The 17,908-nt window shown below is 67.0% G+C and carries 17 protein-coding genes; 13 read left to right on the plus strand and 4 right to left on the minus strand.

Going from position 1 to position 17,908, the window contains the following annotated elements; translation table 11 throughout:
* The first annotated feature begins 216 nt into the window (after positions 1 to 216).
* The 6 genes from LH128_RS06855 to LH128_RS06880 all read left to right on the plus strand — a co-directional run bounded on the left by LH128_RS06855 (position 217) and on the right by LH128_RS06880 (position 8,001).
* A complete protein-coding gene (locus tag LH128_RS06855; protein ID WP_202950092.1) occupies positions 217 to 1,776 on the plus strand; it encodes a hypothetical protein in 1,560 nt (519 codons plus the stop codon).
* Entirely contained in the window at positions 1,773 to 2,276 is a 504-nt protein-coding gene (gene accB, locus LH128_RS06860; protein WP_008828875.1) for an acetyl-CoA carboxylase biotin carboxyl carrier protein, read from the plus strand. Before LH128_RS06855 ends, accB begins: the two co-directional genes overlap by 4 nt.
* 4 nt (positions 2,277 to 2,280) lie before the next feature.
* Entirely contained in the window at positions 2,281 to 3,648 is a 1,368-nt protein-coding gene (locus LH128_RS06865; RefSeq protein WP_008828876.1) for an acetyl-CoA carboxylase biotin carboxylase subunit, read from the plus strand.
* A gap of 5 nt (positions 3,649 to 3,653) precedes the next feature.
* On the plus strand, positions 3,654 to 5,111 hold the full coding sequence (locus tag LH128_RS06870; protein WP_008828877.1) for a pyruvate carboxylase: 1,458 nt from the start codon (positions 3,654 to 3,656) through the stop codon (positions 5,109 to 5,111).
* Positions 5,112 to 5,227: 116 nt separating this feature from the next.
* The gene (locus LH128_RS06875) at positions 5,228 to 6,778 is read left to right on the plus strand and encodes a class I adenylate-forming enzyme family protein (RefSeq protein WP_037518234.1); all 1,551 of its coding nucleotides are present in this window, start codon (positions 5,228 to 5,230) and stop codon (positions 6,776 to 6,778) included.
* Positions 6,778 to 8,001, plus strand: coding sequence for a thiolase family protein (locus tag LH128_RS06880; protein WP_008828879.1), 1,224 nt, complete (start codon positions 6,778 to 6,780; stop codon positions 7,999 to 8,001). The genes LH128_RS06875 and LH128_RS06880 overlap by 1 nt, the downstream gene beginning before the upstream one ends.
* 198 nt (positions 8,002 to 8,199) lie before the next feature.
* Here the strand turns inward: LH128_RS06880 and surE are convergent, their stop codons facing one another.
* A complete protein-coding gene (surE, locus tag LH128_RS06885; RefSeq protein WP_008828880.1) occupies positions 8,200 to 8,970 on the minus strand; it encodes a 5'/3'-nucleotidase SurE in 771 nt (256 codons plus the stop codon).
* Positions 8,971 to 9,114: 144 nt separating this feature from the next.
* Between surE and LH128_RS06890 the strand changes: the two genes are divergently transcribed.
* The 5 genes from LH128_RS06890 to LH128_RS06910 all read left to right on the plus strand — a co-directional run bounded on the left by LH128_RS06890 (position 9,115) and on the right by LH128_RS06910 (position 13,321).
* Positions 9,115 to 9,864 carry a PEP-utilizing enzyme gene (locus LH128_RS06890; protein ID WP_202950093.1) on the plus strand — a complete coding sequence of 250 codons (750 nt, stop codon included), beginning with the start codon at positions 9,115 to 9,117 and terminating at the stop codon, positions 9,862 to 9,864.
* Positions 9,864 to 10,478, plus strand: coding sequence for a hypothetical protein (locus LH128_RS06895; RefSeq protein ID WP_008828882.1), 615 nt, complete (start codon positions 9,864 to 9,866; stop codon positions 10,476 to 10,478). Before LH128_RS06890 ends, LH128_RS06895 begins: the two co-directional genes overlap by 1 nt.
* A gap of 2 nt (positions 10,479 to 10,480) precedes the next feature.
* Positions 10,481 to 12,187 carry a pyruvate, phosphate dikinase gene (locus LH128_RS06900; protein ID WP_202950094.1) on the plus strand — a complete coding sequence of 569 codons (1,707 nt, stop codon included), beginning with the start codon at positions 10,481 to 10,483 and terminating at the stop codon, positions 12,185 to 12,187.
* Positions 12,188 to 12,191: 4 nt separating this feature from the next.
* Positions 12,192 to 12,587 (plus strand): acetyl-CoA carboxylase biotin carboxyl carrier protein subunit, encoded by a 396-nt coding sequence (locus LH128_RS06905; RefSeq protein ID WP_008828884.1) that lies wholly within the window; start codon positions 12,192 to 12,194, stop codon positions 12,585 to 12,587.
* Between the two features lie 251 nt (positions 12,588 to 12,838).
* A complete protein-coding gene (locus LH128_RS06910) occupies positions 12,839 to 13,321 on the plus strand; it encodes a hypothetical protein (protein ID WP_008828885.1) in 483 nt (160 codons plus the stop codon).
* 78 nt (positions 13,322 to 13,399) lie between these two features.
* Here the strand turns inward: LH128_RS06910 and LH128_RS06915 are convergent, their stop codons facing one another.
* Positions 13,400 to 13,780, minus strand: coding sequence for a pyridoxamine 5'-phosphate oxidase family protein (locus LH128_RS06915; protein WP_202950095.1), 381 nt, complete (start codon positions 13,778 to 13,780; stop codon positions 13,400 to 13,402).
* A gap of 362 nt (positions 13,781 to 14,142) precedes the next feature.
* Between LH128_RS06915 and LH128_RS06920 the strand changes: the two genes are divergently transcribed.
* Positions 14,143 to 15,456, plus strand: a complete 1,314-nt coding sequence (locus tag LH128_RS06920; RefSeq protein ID WP_008828887.1) for an MFS transporter — start codon at positions 14,143 to 14,145, stop codon at positions 15,454 to 15,456.
* A gap of 87 nt (positions 15,457 to 15,543) precedes the next feature.
* Positions 15,544 to 16,602: a cytochrome-c peroxidase gene (locus LH128_RS06925; RefSeq protein WP_202950096.1), complete on the plus strand. Its 1,059-nt coding sequence runs from the start codon at positions 15,544 to 15,546 to the stop codon at positions 16,600 to 16,602.
* 3 nt (positions 16,603 to 16,605) lie between these two features.
* Here the strand turns inward: LH128_RS06925 and LH128_RS06930 are convergent, their stop codons facing one another.
* Together LH128_RS06930 and LH128_RS06935 are read right to left on the minus strand one after the other, a co-directional pair.
* On the minus strand, positions 16,606 to 17,292 hold the full coding sequence (locus LH128_RS06930) for an energy transducer TonB family protein (RefSeq protein WP_051211436.1): 687 nt from the start codon (positions 17,290 to 17,292) through the stop codon (positions 16,606 to 16,608).
* Between the two features lie 8 nt (positions 17,293 to 17,300).
* The coding region (locus LH128_RS06935) for a TonB-dependent receptor domain-containing protein (RefSeq protein ID WP_008828890.1) at positions 17,301 to 17,908 on the minus strand (608 nt) is incomplete at its 5' end.

Genomic DNA, 17,908 nt, shown 5'->3' on the forward strand with positions numbered 1-17,908 from the left:
TCGGTGAACGGCAGGTCGAACAGCGCCGCGATTTCCTCGCGGGTCCAGTCAGTACGAGGGGTGGTGGAGAACGGCGATCCCTGCGGCATTTCTGGTACTCTCCCGATGTGTCCGGCCGTCAACGGCAAATTCTATCGATCAAAATCGTCGGACGATATTGACAGACCACGAAGCTGTAGTCCACAAGGTTCGCAACAAAGACAAGGGCAGGGGATGATGACCGACTACGTTCGCTTGCTGGAGGCCAACAACGCTATCCAGACCATAGGTGATGATACCTATTGGCTCTGTGTGACGCGCACCGTGCAGGAATCGAAGCTGTTTCCCGTGCCGTCGTACATGCTGCTTTCGTACCTCTGCTGCTTCTACCGCTACCCGGAATTGCTGCGGAAGGTGGAGGCGGTGATGCCGGCCGAGGAAGTGGGCGACCGCTCGCGCCTGATCGGCGGCAAGCTGGGCAACCTGCCGGGCTGGGCGCTGCCGACCTTCTACCTGCTGGGCCGCGAAATCCTCATCAACTTCGGCATGCTCGCGCCCGAGGATGCGGCGGAGGACGTGGCCTATGTCATGGACTTCTGGCGCCGCTTCAAGCTGGCGCAGCAGCGCGAGGACGGGCACCTCAACGCCCGCGAATTCGGCCAGCGCGTGCAGCACTTGCCCGAACGCCGGGTGCAGCGCTTCCATGCCGAACTGCTGCCTTGCAAGGCCCAAAACCCATTAGGCGCCCGGCTCGGCCACGCGGCGCAGGCGTTCCTTGCCACGGTGTCGCAGTACGGCTTCCTCGTCTCGTGCGAGAGCCGCTGTGCGCTCAACAATTCCGGTCCCTATCGCCTTGCCGAAGACCGTGAGATGATCATCCGCGACTTCTCCGATCTGGCCGAGGGCGACTATCCCTGGCTCGACGGCGTGGCGGGCGACATCCCCTTCAGCAACCTGACGGTGACGATGGAGGCCACCGGCTGCCAGTTCTACCTGATGGACGACTGGGGCAGCTTCGAGTCCCGCCCCGAATTCACCGCCGACAAGCTGACCGGCGTGGGCCTCTATACGTCCGATGCATTGTCGGGCGGCTACATCCCGGTCGGCATGGGTTCGGCCGAGGAACTGGCCGCCACTTTCGAGGATCTGACGGATCGCATCCGCAAGGCCACCGTCGAACTGTGGAAGCGCACGGCCGGCTGGTCGCGCGACGAGATGATGGATGCGGGCGCGCTCGTCTACTTCTCGCTCATCAAGGAGATCGCGCATATCGCGGGCGTCTACGACGTGAACGACTGGATGACGATCGACCCGCGCGCGGACCGGTTCCGCAGCCTGTTCAACGACGAGTTCGGCCGCGATTTCCTCGGCGAGATGGTGGGCCTCGTCTCACTGCCGAGCCAGCAGCTCAATCGCTATGCGATGATGCAGCACAACAACAACCCGGTCCGCTACATCTCGCAGATCCCCTATTCGGTACTGGGGCGGGAGGGCGAGGGCGGCAAGCTGGCGCCGATCGGGCCGGGCGTCTCGCACCTGCCGCCCAAGCAGGACCTTTACACCACCACCGCCGGTCGCCTGCCGCTGACCGAGTACAACGCCCGCGCAAGGGCGCTGCAACCCGCGCAAATGGCGCCCGAGTATCGTTTCATCTGCGACACCACGGCCAAGTTCCACCCCGACGATGCACAGGTTCAGGCGCTTTACCGGCTTGAACAGGAGGGCTCGCCGTTGGCGGGCCGGGGCGTGGGCCTCAGCCGTGACGATGTCGAAGCCATTCGGAGTGCGCGCGCATGAGCGGCAAAGACCCTGACGAAACCTCGCTGCCCGAACTGGAACTGCTGATCGCCGAGTTCAAGCAGTCGGGCCTGCGCGAACTGCACGCCCGCTGCGGCGAACTGGAGGTCTATCTCTCGCAGGATGCGGATGCCTCCGGGCTTGACGCCCCGCGTGTCTCGGTCGCCGCGCCGGTTGCCAGCGCTGCGCCCGCCTCCAAGGCCGCCGCGCCTGCAGCTGCCGTGGCGGCACCGGCGGGAGCGCCTGCGGTGCCGGACGGCGCGGTGCTCGTGACCGCGCCATACCTCGGCACCTTCTACCGCGCGCCCAAGCCCGGTGCGCCTAACTATGTCGAGGTGGGCGGCCATGTTTCCGCCGAAACCGAGGTCTGTCTGGTGGAGGTGATGAAGCTGTTCACCGCCGTGCGCGCAGGGGCCGCTGGCACCGTTCTGGAAGTGCTCGCCAGCGACGGCGATCTGGTTTCGGCCGGGCAGCCGCTTTTCGTGATCCGGCCGGAATAGCGCCATGGCCCTGTCCCGTCTCTTCATCGCCAACCGGGGGGAAATCGCCCTTCGCGTGCTTCGCGCCGCGCAAGGGCTGAACCTGGAAACCGTGATCGGCGTCTCCGATGCCGACCGTGACAGCGTGACCGCAAAGATGGCCGACCGAGCGCTGGTGCTTGGCCCCGGACCTGCGGCGAAAAGCTATCTCGACGCCCGGCTGGTGGTGCAGGCCGCCAAGGCCAGCGGCTGCGACGCGCTCCACCCCGGTTACGGCTTCCTGTCCGAACGCGCCGAACTGGCGCGGCTCTGCAAGGAGCACGGCATCACCTTCGTCGGCCCCGAAGCCGACATGATCGAGGCGCTGGGCGACAAGCTGCGCGCCCGCGAGATGGCCGCCGCTGCCGGGGTGCCGCTGGTGCCCGGCAGCGGCGAGATCGCCTCGGCCGCCGATGCCCGCCGGATCGCAGGCGACATCGGCTATCCCGTGCTGCTGAAAGCGGCGGCGGGCGGCGGCGGGCGCGGCATGGTCATCGTCAACGGCCCGTCCGAAGTCGAAGCCGGATACCACCGCGCCAGCGCCGAGGCGCTTGCCGCCTTCAACGACGGCACGCTGTTCATGGAACGCTTCGTGCCCGAGGCGCGCCACGTGGAAGTCCAGCTCATGGGCGACGGGCAGGGCGAAGTGATCCACTTCGGCGAGCGCGACTGCTCGGTCCAGCGCCGCTATCAGAAGGTGGTGGAGGAAGCGCCCTGCGTGGCGATGCCGGACGCCTTGCGCGCGCAGCTGCACGAAGCGGCGGTGAACCTTGCGAAAAGCGTCAACTACCGCAACGCCGGGACGTGCGAGTTCCTCTACGACGTGATGCGCGAGGAGATCTACTTCATCGAGGTCAACGCCCGCATCCAGGTGGAGCACCCGGTCAGCGAGATGGTGACGGGTCGCGATCTGGTGCAAGAACAGTTGCGCGTTGCGGCGGGCAAGGGCCTTTCGGTGCGCCAGCAGGATGTCGTGCTCACCGGCCACGGCATCGAATGCCGCATCAATGCCGAGGACACCGCGCGCGATTTCGTGCCGGTGCCCGGCACCGTCACCCGCTGGCGCCCGCCCGAGGGCGAGGGCATCCGCCTCGACAGCCACATGCGTGAAGGCGCAAGCATCCCGCCATTCTACGACAGCATGATCGGCAAGCTGATCGTCCACGCCGACACCCGCGACGCCGCGATCGACCGCATGATCGGCGCGCTCGACGCCTTCGAGGTCGAAGGCGTGCCCACGACCATCCCGCTCCACCGCGAGATCCTTCGCGATGAGCAATTCCGGGCCAACCGGATCCACACACGCTGGCTGGAACAGGATCTGTTCACCGCGCAGCGCATGGCAGCGGAGTAATCCCCATGGCGCATATCCAGTTCCTCGACGAAACCCTGCGCGACGGCCAGCAGAGCCTGTGGGGCATGCGCATGCAGGCGGGCATGGCCCTGCCGGTGGCACCGCTGATCGACAGGACCGGCTACCAGATCATCAGCCTGGCCGGTTCCTCGCTGTTCGAAGTGCTGATCCGGCATTGTCAGGAAGACCCCTGGGCGGGCCTCGACCTGCTGGTGAAGGCGATGCCGGACACGCCCTTGCGCGCCGGGTGCCGCTCCAACGGGTCGGTGACTTTCGGCTTCACGCCCGATGCGCTCATGGACATCTGGGTCGATCGCCTGTGCGCCCACGGCATCCGCAGCTTCTGGCTCTATGACGTGCTGTTCAACATCGACAAGATGCACCGCCTCGCCCGCATCGCCAAGCGGCACCAGTGCCAGGTGGCGGGCACGATGCTGTTCACGCTCTCCCCGGTCCACGACGATGCCTATTACGCGGACAAGGCGGACAAGCTCTCGGCGCTGGACGAGGTGGACAGCCTGCTGCTCTACGACACCGGCGGCGTGCTCGATCGAGACCGGATTTCCACGCTGGTCCCCGCGATCAAGGCCAAGGCGCGCGGCAAGCCGATCGAGATGCACGCCAACAACATGCTCGGCCAGTCGGCCAAGTCCTATATCGACGCGATCGAATTCGGGGTGACGACGATCCACACCGCCGTGCGCCCGATGGCCAACGGCCCCTCGATCCCCTCGGTCGAGATCATGGCCCGCAATGTTGAGATGCTGGGCCATACCCACAACCTCGATACCTCCCTGTTCAAGCCGGTGGCCGATCACTTCGAGAAGGTCGGCAAAGCGGCCGGGTTCCTGGTGAACCAGCATTTCGAGTACGACGTCACCTCGCTCAAGCACCAGATCCCGGGCGGCATGATGGGCACCCTGCGCGCGCAGCTGGTGCAGCAGAACATGCTGGGTCGCCTGCCCGACGTGCTGGAGGAAGTCGCGCGCGTGCGCCGCGAGCTGGGCTATCCCGGCATGGCGACGCCGTTCGCGCAGTTGGTCGGCACGCTGGCGGTGCTCAACATCGTGACGGGCAACCGCTACTCGGTGGTGCCGGACGAAGTGATCCAGTACGCCGCCGGCTTCTATGGCGAGCCCGTCGCGCCGATCGACGCCGACGTGCTGGACCGCATCCTGTCGAAACCGCGCGCCAAGGAAATCCTCGCCAGCCCGCCCGAACAGCCCGACCGCGAGGAACTGCATCGCCGCCACGGCACCGGCGGGGATGACGACGAACTGCTGCTGCGCGCGCTGGTGCCGTCCGCCGACATCGACCGCATGCGCCTTTCGGGCGCCCCGCGCCGGGACTATCCGACGCTGTCCTCGCCCGAACTGGACCAGGTGGCGCGGCTGATGAAAGTGGCGAACCTGCCGCTGGTGCAGCTGCGCTCCAGCCAGCTCGAACTCTCGATGCGGCAGTAGAGCAGTCGAGCCGACTGCGTCGGCCAAACTGCTCTACGTTTTTGTTTTACGCGTTTTCCGAGTCATCAGGCCATTTGACCTGATTAGAAAACGCTTTGGCGGGGACTTTCGCGCGGATGCGGATGATCGACTTCTTCGACCGCGGCGCGCGCATGGGCGCCGACCAAGCCTGCATGATCGAGGGCGAGCGCGTCAGCACGTATGGCGAAGTCAAGGCGCGCAGCGATGCCATCGCCCGCGCTCTGATCGCCGACGGCTTTCCGGCGGGCGGCCACGCGGCGGTGCTGAGCGGCAACAGCGTCCGCGCTTTCGAGGCGATCCTGGGCATCCTGCGCGCCGACGGCGTCTGGGTGATGGCCAACAACCGCGCCTCGCTGGACGAGAACGCCTATCTGCTCGACCTGCTCGATGTGGACACGCTTTTCGTCCATTCCGAAGTGGCGGACCGGGTCGCGCATTTCCGCGAGGCCTGCCCCAACATCCGCCGCTTCATCGCGCTCAATCGCGCGTTTGCGGAGGCCGACCGCTTCCTTGGCGACATGCTGGTAGAGAGCGACGAACCCGTGCCCCAGCGCCGTTCGGGCGCGGCGGAGGAGCTTGGCTTCCTCGCCAATACCGGCGGCACCACCGGGCGCTCCAAGGGGGTGATGCTGTCGAACGGCAACTGGCAGGCGCTGGTGTCCAGCCTCGTCGCCTCGATGCCGATGAAGCGTCCGCCGGTGAACCTCGTTGCCGCGCCGATGACGCATGCGGCGGGGCCGCTGGCGCTGGCCAGCATGGCGCTGGGCGGGACGGTGGTGGTGCTGCCGCGCTTCGATGCGGCCGAAGTGGTGGCGGCTATCGCGCGCCACCGCGTCACCTACATGTTCCTGCCCCCCACCGCGATCTATATGCTGCTGGCGGAGCCGTCCGCGCAGACCGCCGATTTCTCCAGCCTCGAATACATCTCCTATGCCGGGGCGCCGATGTCGCTCGACCGGCTGAAGGAGGCCATCGCGCTTTTCGGCCCGGTGATGAACGCCAGCTTCGGGCAGACGGAAGCGCCGATGTGCGTCACCGCGATGCCGCCGCATGAACATCTGGACGATGCCGGCAACCTCGCACACTCCGGTTCCTGCGGACGCGCGAACCTGCTCTCCATCGTCGAAATCATGGATGACGACGGTCGCATCCTCGGCCCCGGAGAGCGTGGCGAGATCGTCGTGCGCGGGCCGCTGGTGATGCAGGGCTACTACAAGAACCCTCAGGCGACCGCCGAAGTCTCCGCCCATGGCTGGCACCATACCGGAGACATTGGTGTGCGTGACGAGCAGGGCTGGTTCTACGTGGTGGACCGCAAGAAGGACATGATCATCTCGGGCGGCTTCAACGTCTACCCCGCCGAAGTGGAGCAGGCGCTGATGGCCGATCCGCAAGTGCAGGACTGCGCCGTGATCGGCGTCCCCGACGACAAGTGGGGCGAGGCCGTCGTCGCCATCGTCGAACCGCGCGGCGGCTGCACCATCGATCTCGAGAGGCTGCTGGCGGAAGCACGCGAGCGGCTCGGCCCGGTCAAGACGCCCAAGCGGGTGGAAGTGATGGCCGCGCTGCCGCGCTCCAACGCGGGCAAGGTGCTGCGCGCCGAACTGCGCAAGCGCCACTGGCAGGCGGCGGGAAGGGCGATCTGATGCGCGACGTGGTGATCCTCGGCGTCGGCATGACGCCTTTCGGCCGTCATCTGGACAAGAGCCACGAACAGCTCACGCAAGCCGCGGTGCGGCTGGCGCTGGAGGATGCGGGGCTTGATGGCGCGGCGATCGACATGGCGGTCTATGCCAACGTCATCCAGGGCTTCTTCGCGGGAGAGATGTCGATCCCCGGCGAGTATGCGCTGCGCCCCCTCGGCATTTCCGGCGTGCGCGGGTTCCATGTCGAGCAGGCCTGCGCCAGTTCCACGGTGGGCCTGCACCTTGCGGTCGACTATGTGAAGGCGGGCCTTGCCGAAGTGGCGCTCGTCGTCGGCGTGGAGAAGCTCTACAGCGACGACCGCGCCAAGCGCTTCGCCGTGTTCCAGCAGCCGCGCGACATGGTGGAGGCGGCGGCCTATATCGAGCGCACCCGCGATCTCCTCGCCCCCGTTCCGGCGGATAAGGTCGCGGCCAGTCCCAACGTGCTGATGGAAGCCTATGCCGCGCAGGCGCGCCTTCACATGGGCACTTACGGATCGACGCAGGCCCAGATCGCGGCGGTGGCGGCGAAGGATCACTGGCATTCGCAGTTCAACCCGCTGGCGCAGTACCGCGAGGCGATGAGCGTCGAGGAAATCCTTGCGGCACCGCAAGTCGCCTGGCCGCTGACCAACCCGATGTGCGCGCCCATCAGCGACGGCGCGGCGGCGGCGATCGTCTGCTCGGCGGAGTTCGCCAAGTGCTTCTCGGGCACGCCGATCCGCGTGCTGGCAGCGGAAAACCACACCGGCAGCGACCGCGCGCCGGACGACTATGCGAACCATGTCACCCGCAAGGTCGCGGCGCTGGCCTACGAGCGCGCCGGCGTCGGCCCGCAGGACGTCGATTTGGCCGAAGTCCATGACGCCAGTTCCATCGGCGAGATGATCCAGACCGAAGCGCTCGGCCTGTGCCCACCGGGGGAGGCCGGGCTCGCCGCCGAGCGCGGGGAGACGGCATTGGGCGGCCGGGTTCCGGTGAACGTCTCGGGTGGGCTGGTGTCGAAGGGGCATCCGCTGGCGGCGACCGGGCTGGGGCAGATCCACGAACTCGTCACGCAGCTGCGCGGGCAGGCCGGCAAGCGACAGGTCGAAGGCGCGCGCGTGGCCGTGGCGGAGAACTCCGGCGGGTTCTACGGTGTCGAGGACGGCATGTCGGCGGTGACGATCCTCGCGCGGGATTAAGTGCTACCCCCGTCATTGCGAGCGTAGCGAAGCAATCCAGGGCCGCGCAAACCGTCCTGGATTGCTTCGCTACGCTCGCAATGACGAATGAGGGAGAGCACGCGCGAAGTTCCAACCTTACTATCGTCATTGCGAGGCCCGCATGGCCGCGGCAATCCAGGGCGCCGTAACAGTGCCCCGGCCCGCCGCGTCCTCTCCTCACCGAAACAGAGCCTCCAGCCCCGACTTCGCCGTATGCGCGGTCATGTCGAGCTGCATCGGCGTGATCGAAATCTCCCGGTCCAGCATCGCCTGCAGGTCGTTGCCCGGAGCATGGCCGCCCGCCGGAAGGGCGATCTTCACCCAGTAATACGGGAAGTGCCGCGCATCGACGCGCCGCTCCGGGATGAACGCGCCCGGCGGCCGCTGGCCTTGCGTGGTCACGCGCATGCCGGTCACTTCGTCGGCCGGGCATTCCGGGAAGTTGACGTTCACGAACAGCCCCGGCTTCCAGTCGAAGCGCAGCAGCTTCTCGATCACGTCACCGGCGAAACGCTCGGCATTGTCCCAGGGCACCGGGTTGGGCGGACGGAAGCATTGGCTGAGCGCGATCGCCGGAATGCCCAGCAAGGCCCCCTCCATCGCTGCCGCTGCCGTGCCGGAATAGGTAATGTCCTCGGCCAGATTCGGGCCGCGATTGATGCCCGAGATCAGGATGTCTGGCCGCTTGCCCTCGATCAGTTCGTAGATCGCCAGAAGCGCGCAGTCGGTCGGCGTGCCCTTCACCGCGAAGTGTCGCTCGTCGCGCTGCTTCACGCGAATAGGCAGCGTGGTCGAGAACGAGTGCCCCGCGCCCGAACGCTCGTCGTCCGGCGCCACGACCCATACGTCGTCGGTGAACCGGCGCACGATCTTTTCCAGCAGCACAAGGCCGGGCGCGTCGATGCCGTCGTCGTTGACGAGCAATACGCGCGGTGGGGTTCCAGTCATCCATATCCTCCCGATCATTCCCGAGCGAGGGCTACGACAGCCTGCGTGCGCGGTCAAGATCGTCCGACGATTTCATCCAATCATGTTGACAGGGTGATCGGCATGCGGCATCCCTGTGCGCAACAAAGAGGATTGGGAGGGACCGTGGGCTCCGTTAAATTGCCTATCGACGACGTGCTGCACGCAGGTCCGCCGGCGACGCCGCTGGTGGAAGCCGTGCTGGACCTTGTGCGCGAACGCATCCGCGCGCGTTTCGGCGAATCGGGACTGGACTGGGACGCCTTCGCGCTGACCGCCGCCGACGATCTCGTCACGCGTGAGGACATCGAGTCCGTCGAGGCCCGCATCCTCGCCAGCGGCCATCGCTTCGACTGGTCCGCGCGCGTCTCCGTCACCGAGCGGCCCGACGCGCACAAGCCCGATGGCACCGCTTCGGAAGCCAGTACCGGTTTCACGCATCCCGAGGCGCCAACCGGCGATCCCGACGATGACGGCAAGGCCCTGCGGGGCCTTGGCGACAACGTCGTGCGTTATCCAACCGACATCGTCGGCCAGGCGCTTTACGTGCGTTCGAACGAGCGGGTCATGGAACTGCTGTCGAGCGGCGTCCCCACCGGTGCCATCGCCATCATCGACGATTCGGGCGGCACCCTGACCGCGCCGATCATCGACCAGTTCGCGGGCGTGGTCTGCGCCGGGGGCTCGGTCCGCTCGCACCTCGGCATCCTGACGCGCGAGTACAACATCCCCTGCCTGATGAACGCCAAGGTGGCGGGCATCCGCGAGGGCGACCGCATCTCGGTGGAAGTCTCCGCCCCGGCCAAGACGACGGAGGACTATCAAAAAGGCGTCGAGCGCGTCGCGCGGGTCTGGGTGATCGGGGAGGCGGCGTGATGGCGACGACCATGACCGAGCGCGACCTCGTGCTCCATGCCACGGCGATCAAGCGCCATGCGCCGCTGCCCGCCATCGCCCACCTGGCGGGGCTTCCCGAAGCCACGGCGCAGGCGGTGATCGATCAGGCCGTCGCCACCGGCCGCGTGATCGAGGCGCGCGGGGCTTATGCGCTGACGCCGCTGGCGGGCGTGGCGCTCACCGCACGGTATGCGCGCCACTTTGCAGGTGTTCGCGAGGATGCGGCGTTCGTCGGCGCCTACGAAGGTTTCGAGCGGATTAACCGCACCCTCAAGCAGATCATCACCGATTGGCAGACGCTCGACATCGGTGGCGCCAAGGTGGCCAACGACCACAGCGACAAGGCCCACGACGATGCGGTGATCGACCGCCTCGGCGCCTTGCACGAACAGGCCGAGCCGATCCTCGCCAAGCTGGCGAGCCGCCTGCCGCGCCTGCAATACTACGCCGACAAGCTGCTCGCCGCGCTGGAAGCGGCCGAGGACGGCGACCCCGAATGGGTCAGCGATATCCGGCGCGACAGCTACCATACCGTCTGGTTCGAACTGCACGAGGAACTGCTGCGGACCATGGGCCGCGAGCGGGAGGAATGACGATGGCCGACTGGACTCTCCTGCTCGACGGTGCCGATCTGCCCGACCGCGCGCTGATCGGCGGCAAGGCATGGTCGGTGGCGCGCATGGCCGCGCTCGGCCTCGACGTGCCGCCCGCCTTCGTCATCACCACCCGGGCGTGCCTCGCCTATCTGGAGCGCGGCGAAATGCCCGAGGGGCTGGAGGCGGAGATCGCCGCCGGGCTCGACTGGCTGCAACAGCGCACCGGCCGCAGCTTCGGCGAGGGCGACAAGCGGCTGCTGCTCTCGATCCGATCCGGCGCGGCGATCTCGATGCCGGGCATGATGGACACCGTGCTCAACCTTGGCATCGACGATGACGGCGAAGCGGCGCTGGCGGGCGAGACGGGCCTGCCCGCCTTCGCCCGCGATACGCATCGGCGGTTCCTCGAACTCTACAGCGCGATCGTGCTCAAGCAGCCGGTCGAGCTGGAAGCGGGCGAAAGCCCGGCGCAGTGGCGCGCGGCGATCGGCGAGGTTCCGGGCGCGGTGCACGACCAGCTTCTCGGCGCGGTGCGGGCGGTGTTCGACAGCTGGAACACCCGCCGCGCCCGCCGCTACCGCGAGCACAACGGCATCCCGCACGACATGGGCACGGCGGTGACGGTGCAGGCGATGGTCTTCGGCAACCTCGATGACCTGAGCGGCACCGGCGTCCTGTTCAGCCGCAATCCGCTGCAGGGCGACCCTGCGCCTTATGGCGAATACCTGCCGCGCGCGCAGGGTGAGGACGTGGTTTCGGGCAAGTTCACCCCGCTTTCGCTGGGCGCGATGCAGGCGCATGTGCCCGAGGCGCACACCGCGCTGCTTGCCGCCAGCGCCATGCTGGAGCGCGAGAACGGCGACGTGCAGGACATCGAGTTCACCGTGCAGTCGGGGAGGCTGTACCTGCTGCAATCCCGCTCGGCCAAGCGCGCGCCGGAGGCTGCGGTGCGGATCGCGGTGGACATGGTGGGCGAGGGGCGGATCGACGCCGCCACCGCGCTCTCCCGCGTCAGCGCCGAGCAGGTCTCGACGCTGCTGCTGCCGCGCCTCGCCCCCCACGCCGCCGAGGGCGCACAGGTGGTGGCGCAAGGCGAGGGCGCATGCCCCGGCGTCGCCACCGGCGTGCTGGTGGCCGATTCCGACGAGGCCGAACGCCGCGCCGCCGCCGGGGAAGCGGTGATCCTGGTGCGCGCCACCACCAGTCCCGACGATGTCCACGGCATGATCGCCGCACGCGCCGTCGTGACCGAGCAGGGCGGCTCCACCTCCCATGCCGCCGTCGTCAGCCGGGCGCTGGGGCGCCCTTGCGTGGTCGGCACCGGCAGCGGCGCCCTGGTGCTGGCGGGGCAGGTTGTCACCGTGGACGGCGCCAGCGGCAAGGTCTTCGCGGGCGCGCTCGCGACGCAAGTGCCGCGCGAGGACGAGGACGAGCGCCTCTCCCGCCTTATCGGCTGGGCGCGTGAGCGCTGCCCGATCGAAGTGCTGCGCCCTGAGGACGCCGCCTCGGCCGATGCGGTGGACGTCGATCTGCTGCTGGCCGAAGGCACCTACGAAGAGCTGGCGAGCGCGCTGGCGGGCCACGCCGCGGCGCGCGGCAGCGGCCTCGCTAATGCCGAGATCGCGCGCATCGCCCGGCGTGCGGGGATTACGCGCATGATAACCGAGCCGGTGCTCCCGGCCCTTCTGGTCGCACTGGAGGACTGAGCCGATGACCTCGCCCATTCACGATATCCGCGCGATGCTGCTGCAGTTCGAGCGCTCGCCGCTGAAGGACTTGTACTTCCGCTCGGCCGACTGGTCGCTGTTCCTCGCCCGGCCGGAGGGCGGCGCGAACCCGCTGCTGGCGCTGGAGGCCGGCGCGGCGGAGGCCGTCACTGCGGCCACGATCGCGGGCGTCGCGCAGGCACCGCACCTCGGCCTGTTCGAGCCGTGCTGCGCGGCCGGAGACGCGGTGCAGGTCGGCGACGTGCTCGCCCGCCTCGACGTGCTGGGACGCAAGACCGAGGTGGTCAGCACTGCCGCCGGCGTGGTCAGCGCGGTGCACGCGGCGGCCAACGACCTCGTCGAATATGGCGCCGATCTGGTGGAGATCGCGGCCGCCTGAGGGCTGCATCGAAAGATCGCATAATTCACCACCGGGCGCCGTTTTCTGCTGTGCCGGGTGGATTTTCATGTCCGCGACAAAAAGGTGGCCGGAGCGAGCAAGGCAAGGAGCCGCTCCGGCCAAGGGTCACAGGATGAGAGGAATGCCCCATGACAAGCATTCCTCCGGGCTTGAGGCTTGACGAGAGAGGCAAGCCGCGAAATAAAAGCTAATGCGAAGCAGTCGCATATGCAAGTGAAAAAGGAAGCCCTGTGTATCAGCCCGGCGATCGGCCTCTGGACGACCGGCATTGGAAGCGGCTGAACCGCTTTGCCAACATGGCATTCGCCAAACGCCGCTGGGATGAAGCGGATCGCCTGTACGGAGCGGCGCTTTACGAAGCGAACCGCCTGTTCGAGATTGCGCAGGCGGGCGGTGTGATGCGCTTCGATCCGGCGCCGATGCTGGTAGTCGCGACCACCAATGCTGCCGAAAACTGGATCGTCCTGGGCCGGTGCGAGGATGCGGGCAAAGCGATCGCCGGGCTGTCGCGGCGACTCGTGGAAGTGGTCGACGACATGGAAAGTCCGCCGGATTTCCGCCGACAGTGCCTTGTTCACCTGAAAGGCGCAGTACGGAGCCTGACGTCCGTATTGCCCCGCGCCGGTTGGTCGAGCGATGCAGTTGTCGCTCAGGTGATGGAGGTGCGCAGCGCTGCGCTTCGCGCCATGGACCCGTCATCTCCCCGGTATTGAGAACGGGGTGAAGGCACGGTCGCTTCAATGGACCGATACCGATCCGACGCCTGGGCGCCGGATCGGTATCCAGCCGTATCAGGCCGCCAGCCTGGTTCCCGCGGTCGGGCCGGAGCGGAGCGTGAAGATGTCCTCGATATGGATGAGCACGGCGAATTTCGGCGTCTTCATCCCGGCCGTGTCAGCGAAAGCGACGGCGTTATCGAAGGCATCGCCCTCGGAAAAGACTTCGGGCCGTCCGATGAAACGATAGCCGTCGAGCGCATCGCGATCGATCACCGCGACGGCCATCTTCGATCCGTCGAGGATGTTCTGCAGCGTCTGGCCACCGGTGTTTTCGTTATAGATAAGCGTCTTGTCGTCATAAACGCGAAGCGAGCGCTTGGGGCCGATATCAGGGAGGCCTTCCTTGCTCACCGTGGACTGGATCGGCAGCTGGACGGCAAGGAATTGCTTCATGGTTTCGTCGAGAGAGCTCATGGCGGGTCATTTCTTTCCGGTTCGAGCGGGATGGCCGACGGCGTGCCGGCGCGTAGGCTCGTAGGGCTGAGATCGCGCGGATACCGCGCATGTAAACCGTTATATATAATGATTCGCAAATGCAATAATTTGGCAGAATGCGTGTTCGATCCTGATGACCTGACCGCTAACAGCGTCATTGGCGATAGGATATGCAAACCCGGACAAGGACCTCGCACTGTCCGGGCATCGCCTAAGAATGGCTAGTGCGAATCACTTGCAGTGCTGCTTTCCAGATGCGACTGCTTGTCCGTTCGCCGCGTCCGCAGCGACGTGTGCTCGATATCGTGGGGCGAGACGGAATGGCGCTGGCACTGCCGGAGTACGAGGCCGATAGCGCCGATGGACCGGCGACATGGACTTCCGGCGGCTTGTTCACCGTCGCCTTTCTCGGCATGACGGCGGGTGTCCAGATGAGCGACCGGGGCCTTCAGTCGATCCTGCTCTCGGCGATCCAAGACAGTTTCCAGGTCGGGGATGCGACGATCGGGGCGCTTCAGGGCCTTGCCGGTGTCCTTGTCGGCAGTGCGGTCGCCGTACCGCTGGCCAGGCTGGCGGATCGCCTGTCACGCAAGAAAGTGCTGCTCGGCCTGATCGCGGGCTGGACTTGCCTGATGGCCCTGAGCGCACTGGCGCCCGATTTTCCGCTGTTCTTCGTAGGCCGCGCGGCTTCGGGCGTAACCGAGTTCGCGATGATACCGATCGTGTACTCGATGATCCCCGACATCGCGCCGGATCGGCATCGCGTGACGGCCAATCTGTGCTTCGCTGCGCTGATGGCTGCCGGAGCGAGCGCCGGCTTCTATTTCGGCGAGGTGATCGTCCAGATGGCCCGACAAACGATACCCCTGGCCATGGAGCCGTGGCGCAAGGCGCTGCTGCTGTTGTCTTTCGCCGGTGCCCCGCTCTTTGCCCTCGGCCTTCTGACTCACGACCCGGCGCGCCAGATCGCGCCGTCGGACCCAGGAGGGAGGTCGGCCGCGCTCGGACCCTTTCTGCGTGAGCGGTGGCAGGCCGTGGGTTTGTTCGTCGGCGTTGCGGGAAGCCTGATGATCGCGGTGCAAGCGCTCAATCCGCTGATTGCGCTGGCGCTGGAGCGACGCTTCGATGCGGACCTCGGCAAGGTCGGCCATGCCATGGGGGTGGTCACGCTCGTGACCTCGATCGGTTGCCTGCCGGTGGCGGGTCTGCTCGACCGGACGCTGCGGAGCCGTTTCGGTCTGGCGGCGCGTCCGTTGATCATGGGCGCGGGTGCCTTGTGCGCGGTGCCGTGCTCCGCTTTGTTGATCGTGATAGACAGCGTGGACGCGGCGCTGTGGGTGGTGGCGTTGTTCCTTTTCGTCACCTGCACCGCGAACGCCCTGGTTCCGACCATGTTGCAGGATCTGACCCCGGCCACGCTACGCGCGCGCAGCTTTGCCATCTGGAGCTTCGTGGTATCGGTGTTCTGCGCGATCGGTCCCCTGGCTGCGGGCGCGTTGTCGGACCTGCTGCTTGGTGGACGTCTGCTGAACGCGATCGCCGTCACGGCGATTCCTGCATTGTTGCTTTCGACTGCCTGCGCTGCGCGCTCGATAGCGACTGCGCGTCGCTTTTTGAAGTCTCAGCCGACATGAAAAAACCGGGGCGCCCATTCGTCTTCGATGAACCGTTCATCGCGAGAGTGCTCCGTGACTTCCCCAATTGGTTCCTTGATGCTTGCGATGTCAGCGATTGCCCTGGCCCTTGCTTCGCCATCGCCCGGATCGCGGGCCGACCCGGGCGATGGCGAAGTGGCAACATTGCGGGCGCTCTATGCCGGGCAGCCTGATAGCTGGCCGCGGCCCTGGCTTGAGCCGGGAGCGCATTTCGCCGAGTTCGGTCCGGTCCCATCCCTGCCTACGCCTCAGGTCCCCGAAGAAATAGCGCTTGGGCAGAGACTGTTCGAAGAGCCGAGGCTTTCCGGATCGCGGCAGATCGCCTGCGCATCCTGCCACAATGCAGAGCTTGGTTTCACCGATGGCCTGCGCACCTCCTTCGGGCATGATCGCAAGCGCGGGCGGAGGAACGCATCATCGCTCATTGCCGCCGCATGGACTCATGGACTGTTCTGGGACGGGAGGGAGGCGACCCTTGAAGGCCAGGTCTTGGGACCGCTCTCCGATCCTCTCGAAATGGCTGGAAGCCGCAAGCGGATCGAGCGATGGATCAATCGCGAGGCAAGCTATCGCAGCGCCTTTGCCGCACTGATCGGGACTCGCCGGATCGGGTTCAGCGACATTGCCGGAATGATCGCCGCCTACGAACGCAGCCTGACCCCGCCGCGCAATCGCTGGGACCGCGTGTTCACGCAAGGGGTTTCGGCGCTCAGCGACCAGCAGTTGCGGGGGCTTCACCTGTTCCGCACCAAGGCGGGCTGCGCGAACTGCCACAGCGGCCCGCTGCTGACTGACAACCGGTTCCATAATCTGGGGCTGAGTTTCTACGGCACCGAGCGCCAGGACCTGGGGCGCTGGAATGTCACAGGGCGTCCCGAGGACGTCGGCGCGTTCCGCACGCCGACGCTGCGCGGACTGATCCATACGCGGCCCTACATGCACAACGGCTTCTTCCCGTTTCTCGAGCCGGTCGTGATGTTCTATTCCGGCGGCGGCGGTCCCAACGACGCGGTGCAGGCGCCCGGCGAGGCCGCGCCGCCGCCACAGGCCGACCCCCTGCTCAAACCCCGCAATCTTATGCGCGAGGAGCGTGAGGCGCTGGTCGCATTCCTGCAGGCGCTGTGAGCTTCAACGCGGCAGCATGAACTCGACGGGGACCACGAGGTCCAGGGTCTCTCCGCCGCGCTCCTTCGGCGGCTTGGGCAGCGGGTCCGCACGGTGCGGCAGCGCAAGGGCCTCGCGGTCGAGCGCCGAACTGCCCGATACTTGTGCCAATGCCACCGCAAGCACACGGCCCCGGCGGTCCATGGTGATGCGCACCCACCCAACGCCCTGCTCGCGCCGCGCGCGGGCTGTCGCCGGGTAGCGCTTGCGGCTGGCAAGCCGGGCGAGGACGCGGCCCTCCCAGCTGTCGGGCGCGTTGGAGGATACGGTGACGGCGGGCGGCGCCTCGATCGCCTTGGGCGCTGCAGCCTCCGCCTGTTCGGGGCGGGGTTGCGGTGCATCGACGGGGCGCGCCGCTGGCGAGGATGGCGCCAGGGCGATCGCCGCCTGCGGCACCTCGATCCGCTGGGGCACGGGCAGCACCGGGTCCTGCTGCTCCACCGGCTCCGGGGCATCCTTGGGCGTTTCCTGCTCGGGCTGCGGCGGGGATGCAGGCGCGGCAAGATCGATCACCGTCAGCGGAGCACGCAGCGGCGGCGGGGCCGCCGCGAAAGACCAGCCGATGAGCAACGCTCCCCCCGCACAAACGTGCAGGAGGAGCGTGATCGACAGTCCGCGCAAACGGTCCGCCCCGGATTGGCGATAGGCCATCGCCCCGATCAGAAATCGATGGCGAGCGACGCGCGGATCGAGCGCGGCGCACCCATCGTCAGCACCCCGCGCGATGCCGCCGCCCAGTAGTTGCGGTCGAACAGGTTGTCGGCGGTCAGGCGGAACTGCATCGGGCGACCTGCCGCCTCGAAGGCATAGCGGATACCGGCATCTACGCGGGTCCAGGCCGGGATGCTGCGCGCGTTGGTGGTCGTGAGGTCGATGTACTCGCGGCTGGTGTAGACGACGCGGCCGGTCACGGTCAGGCCCGGCACCATCGCCACGTCCCATTCGGCGCCGAGGTTGGCGTTGAACTCCGGCGAACCGCGTGCGCGGCGTCCGTCGTTGAGCCCGCCCTCGGTCTTCGTCATCTCCGCGTCGAGGTACATCACGCCGCCGAGCAGCCGCAGGTGGTCGAAGGGCTGGCCGAACAGGTTCAGCTCGATGCCGCGATTGCGCTGCAGGCCGTCGTATTCGAGCGTCGGCGAACCGCCGGTGGTGCTGGCCACTTCGACGGCGCTGGGCACCGCGATCTGGAACACGTCAGCGGTGACGGTGAATGTGCCGAGATCATACTTCACACCGGCTTCGTACTGGTCGGTGACGAAGGGCATGA

Source organism: Sphingomonas sp. LH128 (assembly GCF_000293195.2).
In the GTDB taxonomy this organism is placed as follows: Bacteria; Pseudomonadota; Alphaproteobacteria; order Sphingomonadales; family Sphingomonadaceae; genus Novosphingobium; species Novosphingobium resinovorum_A.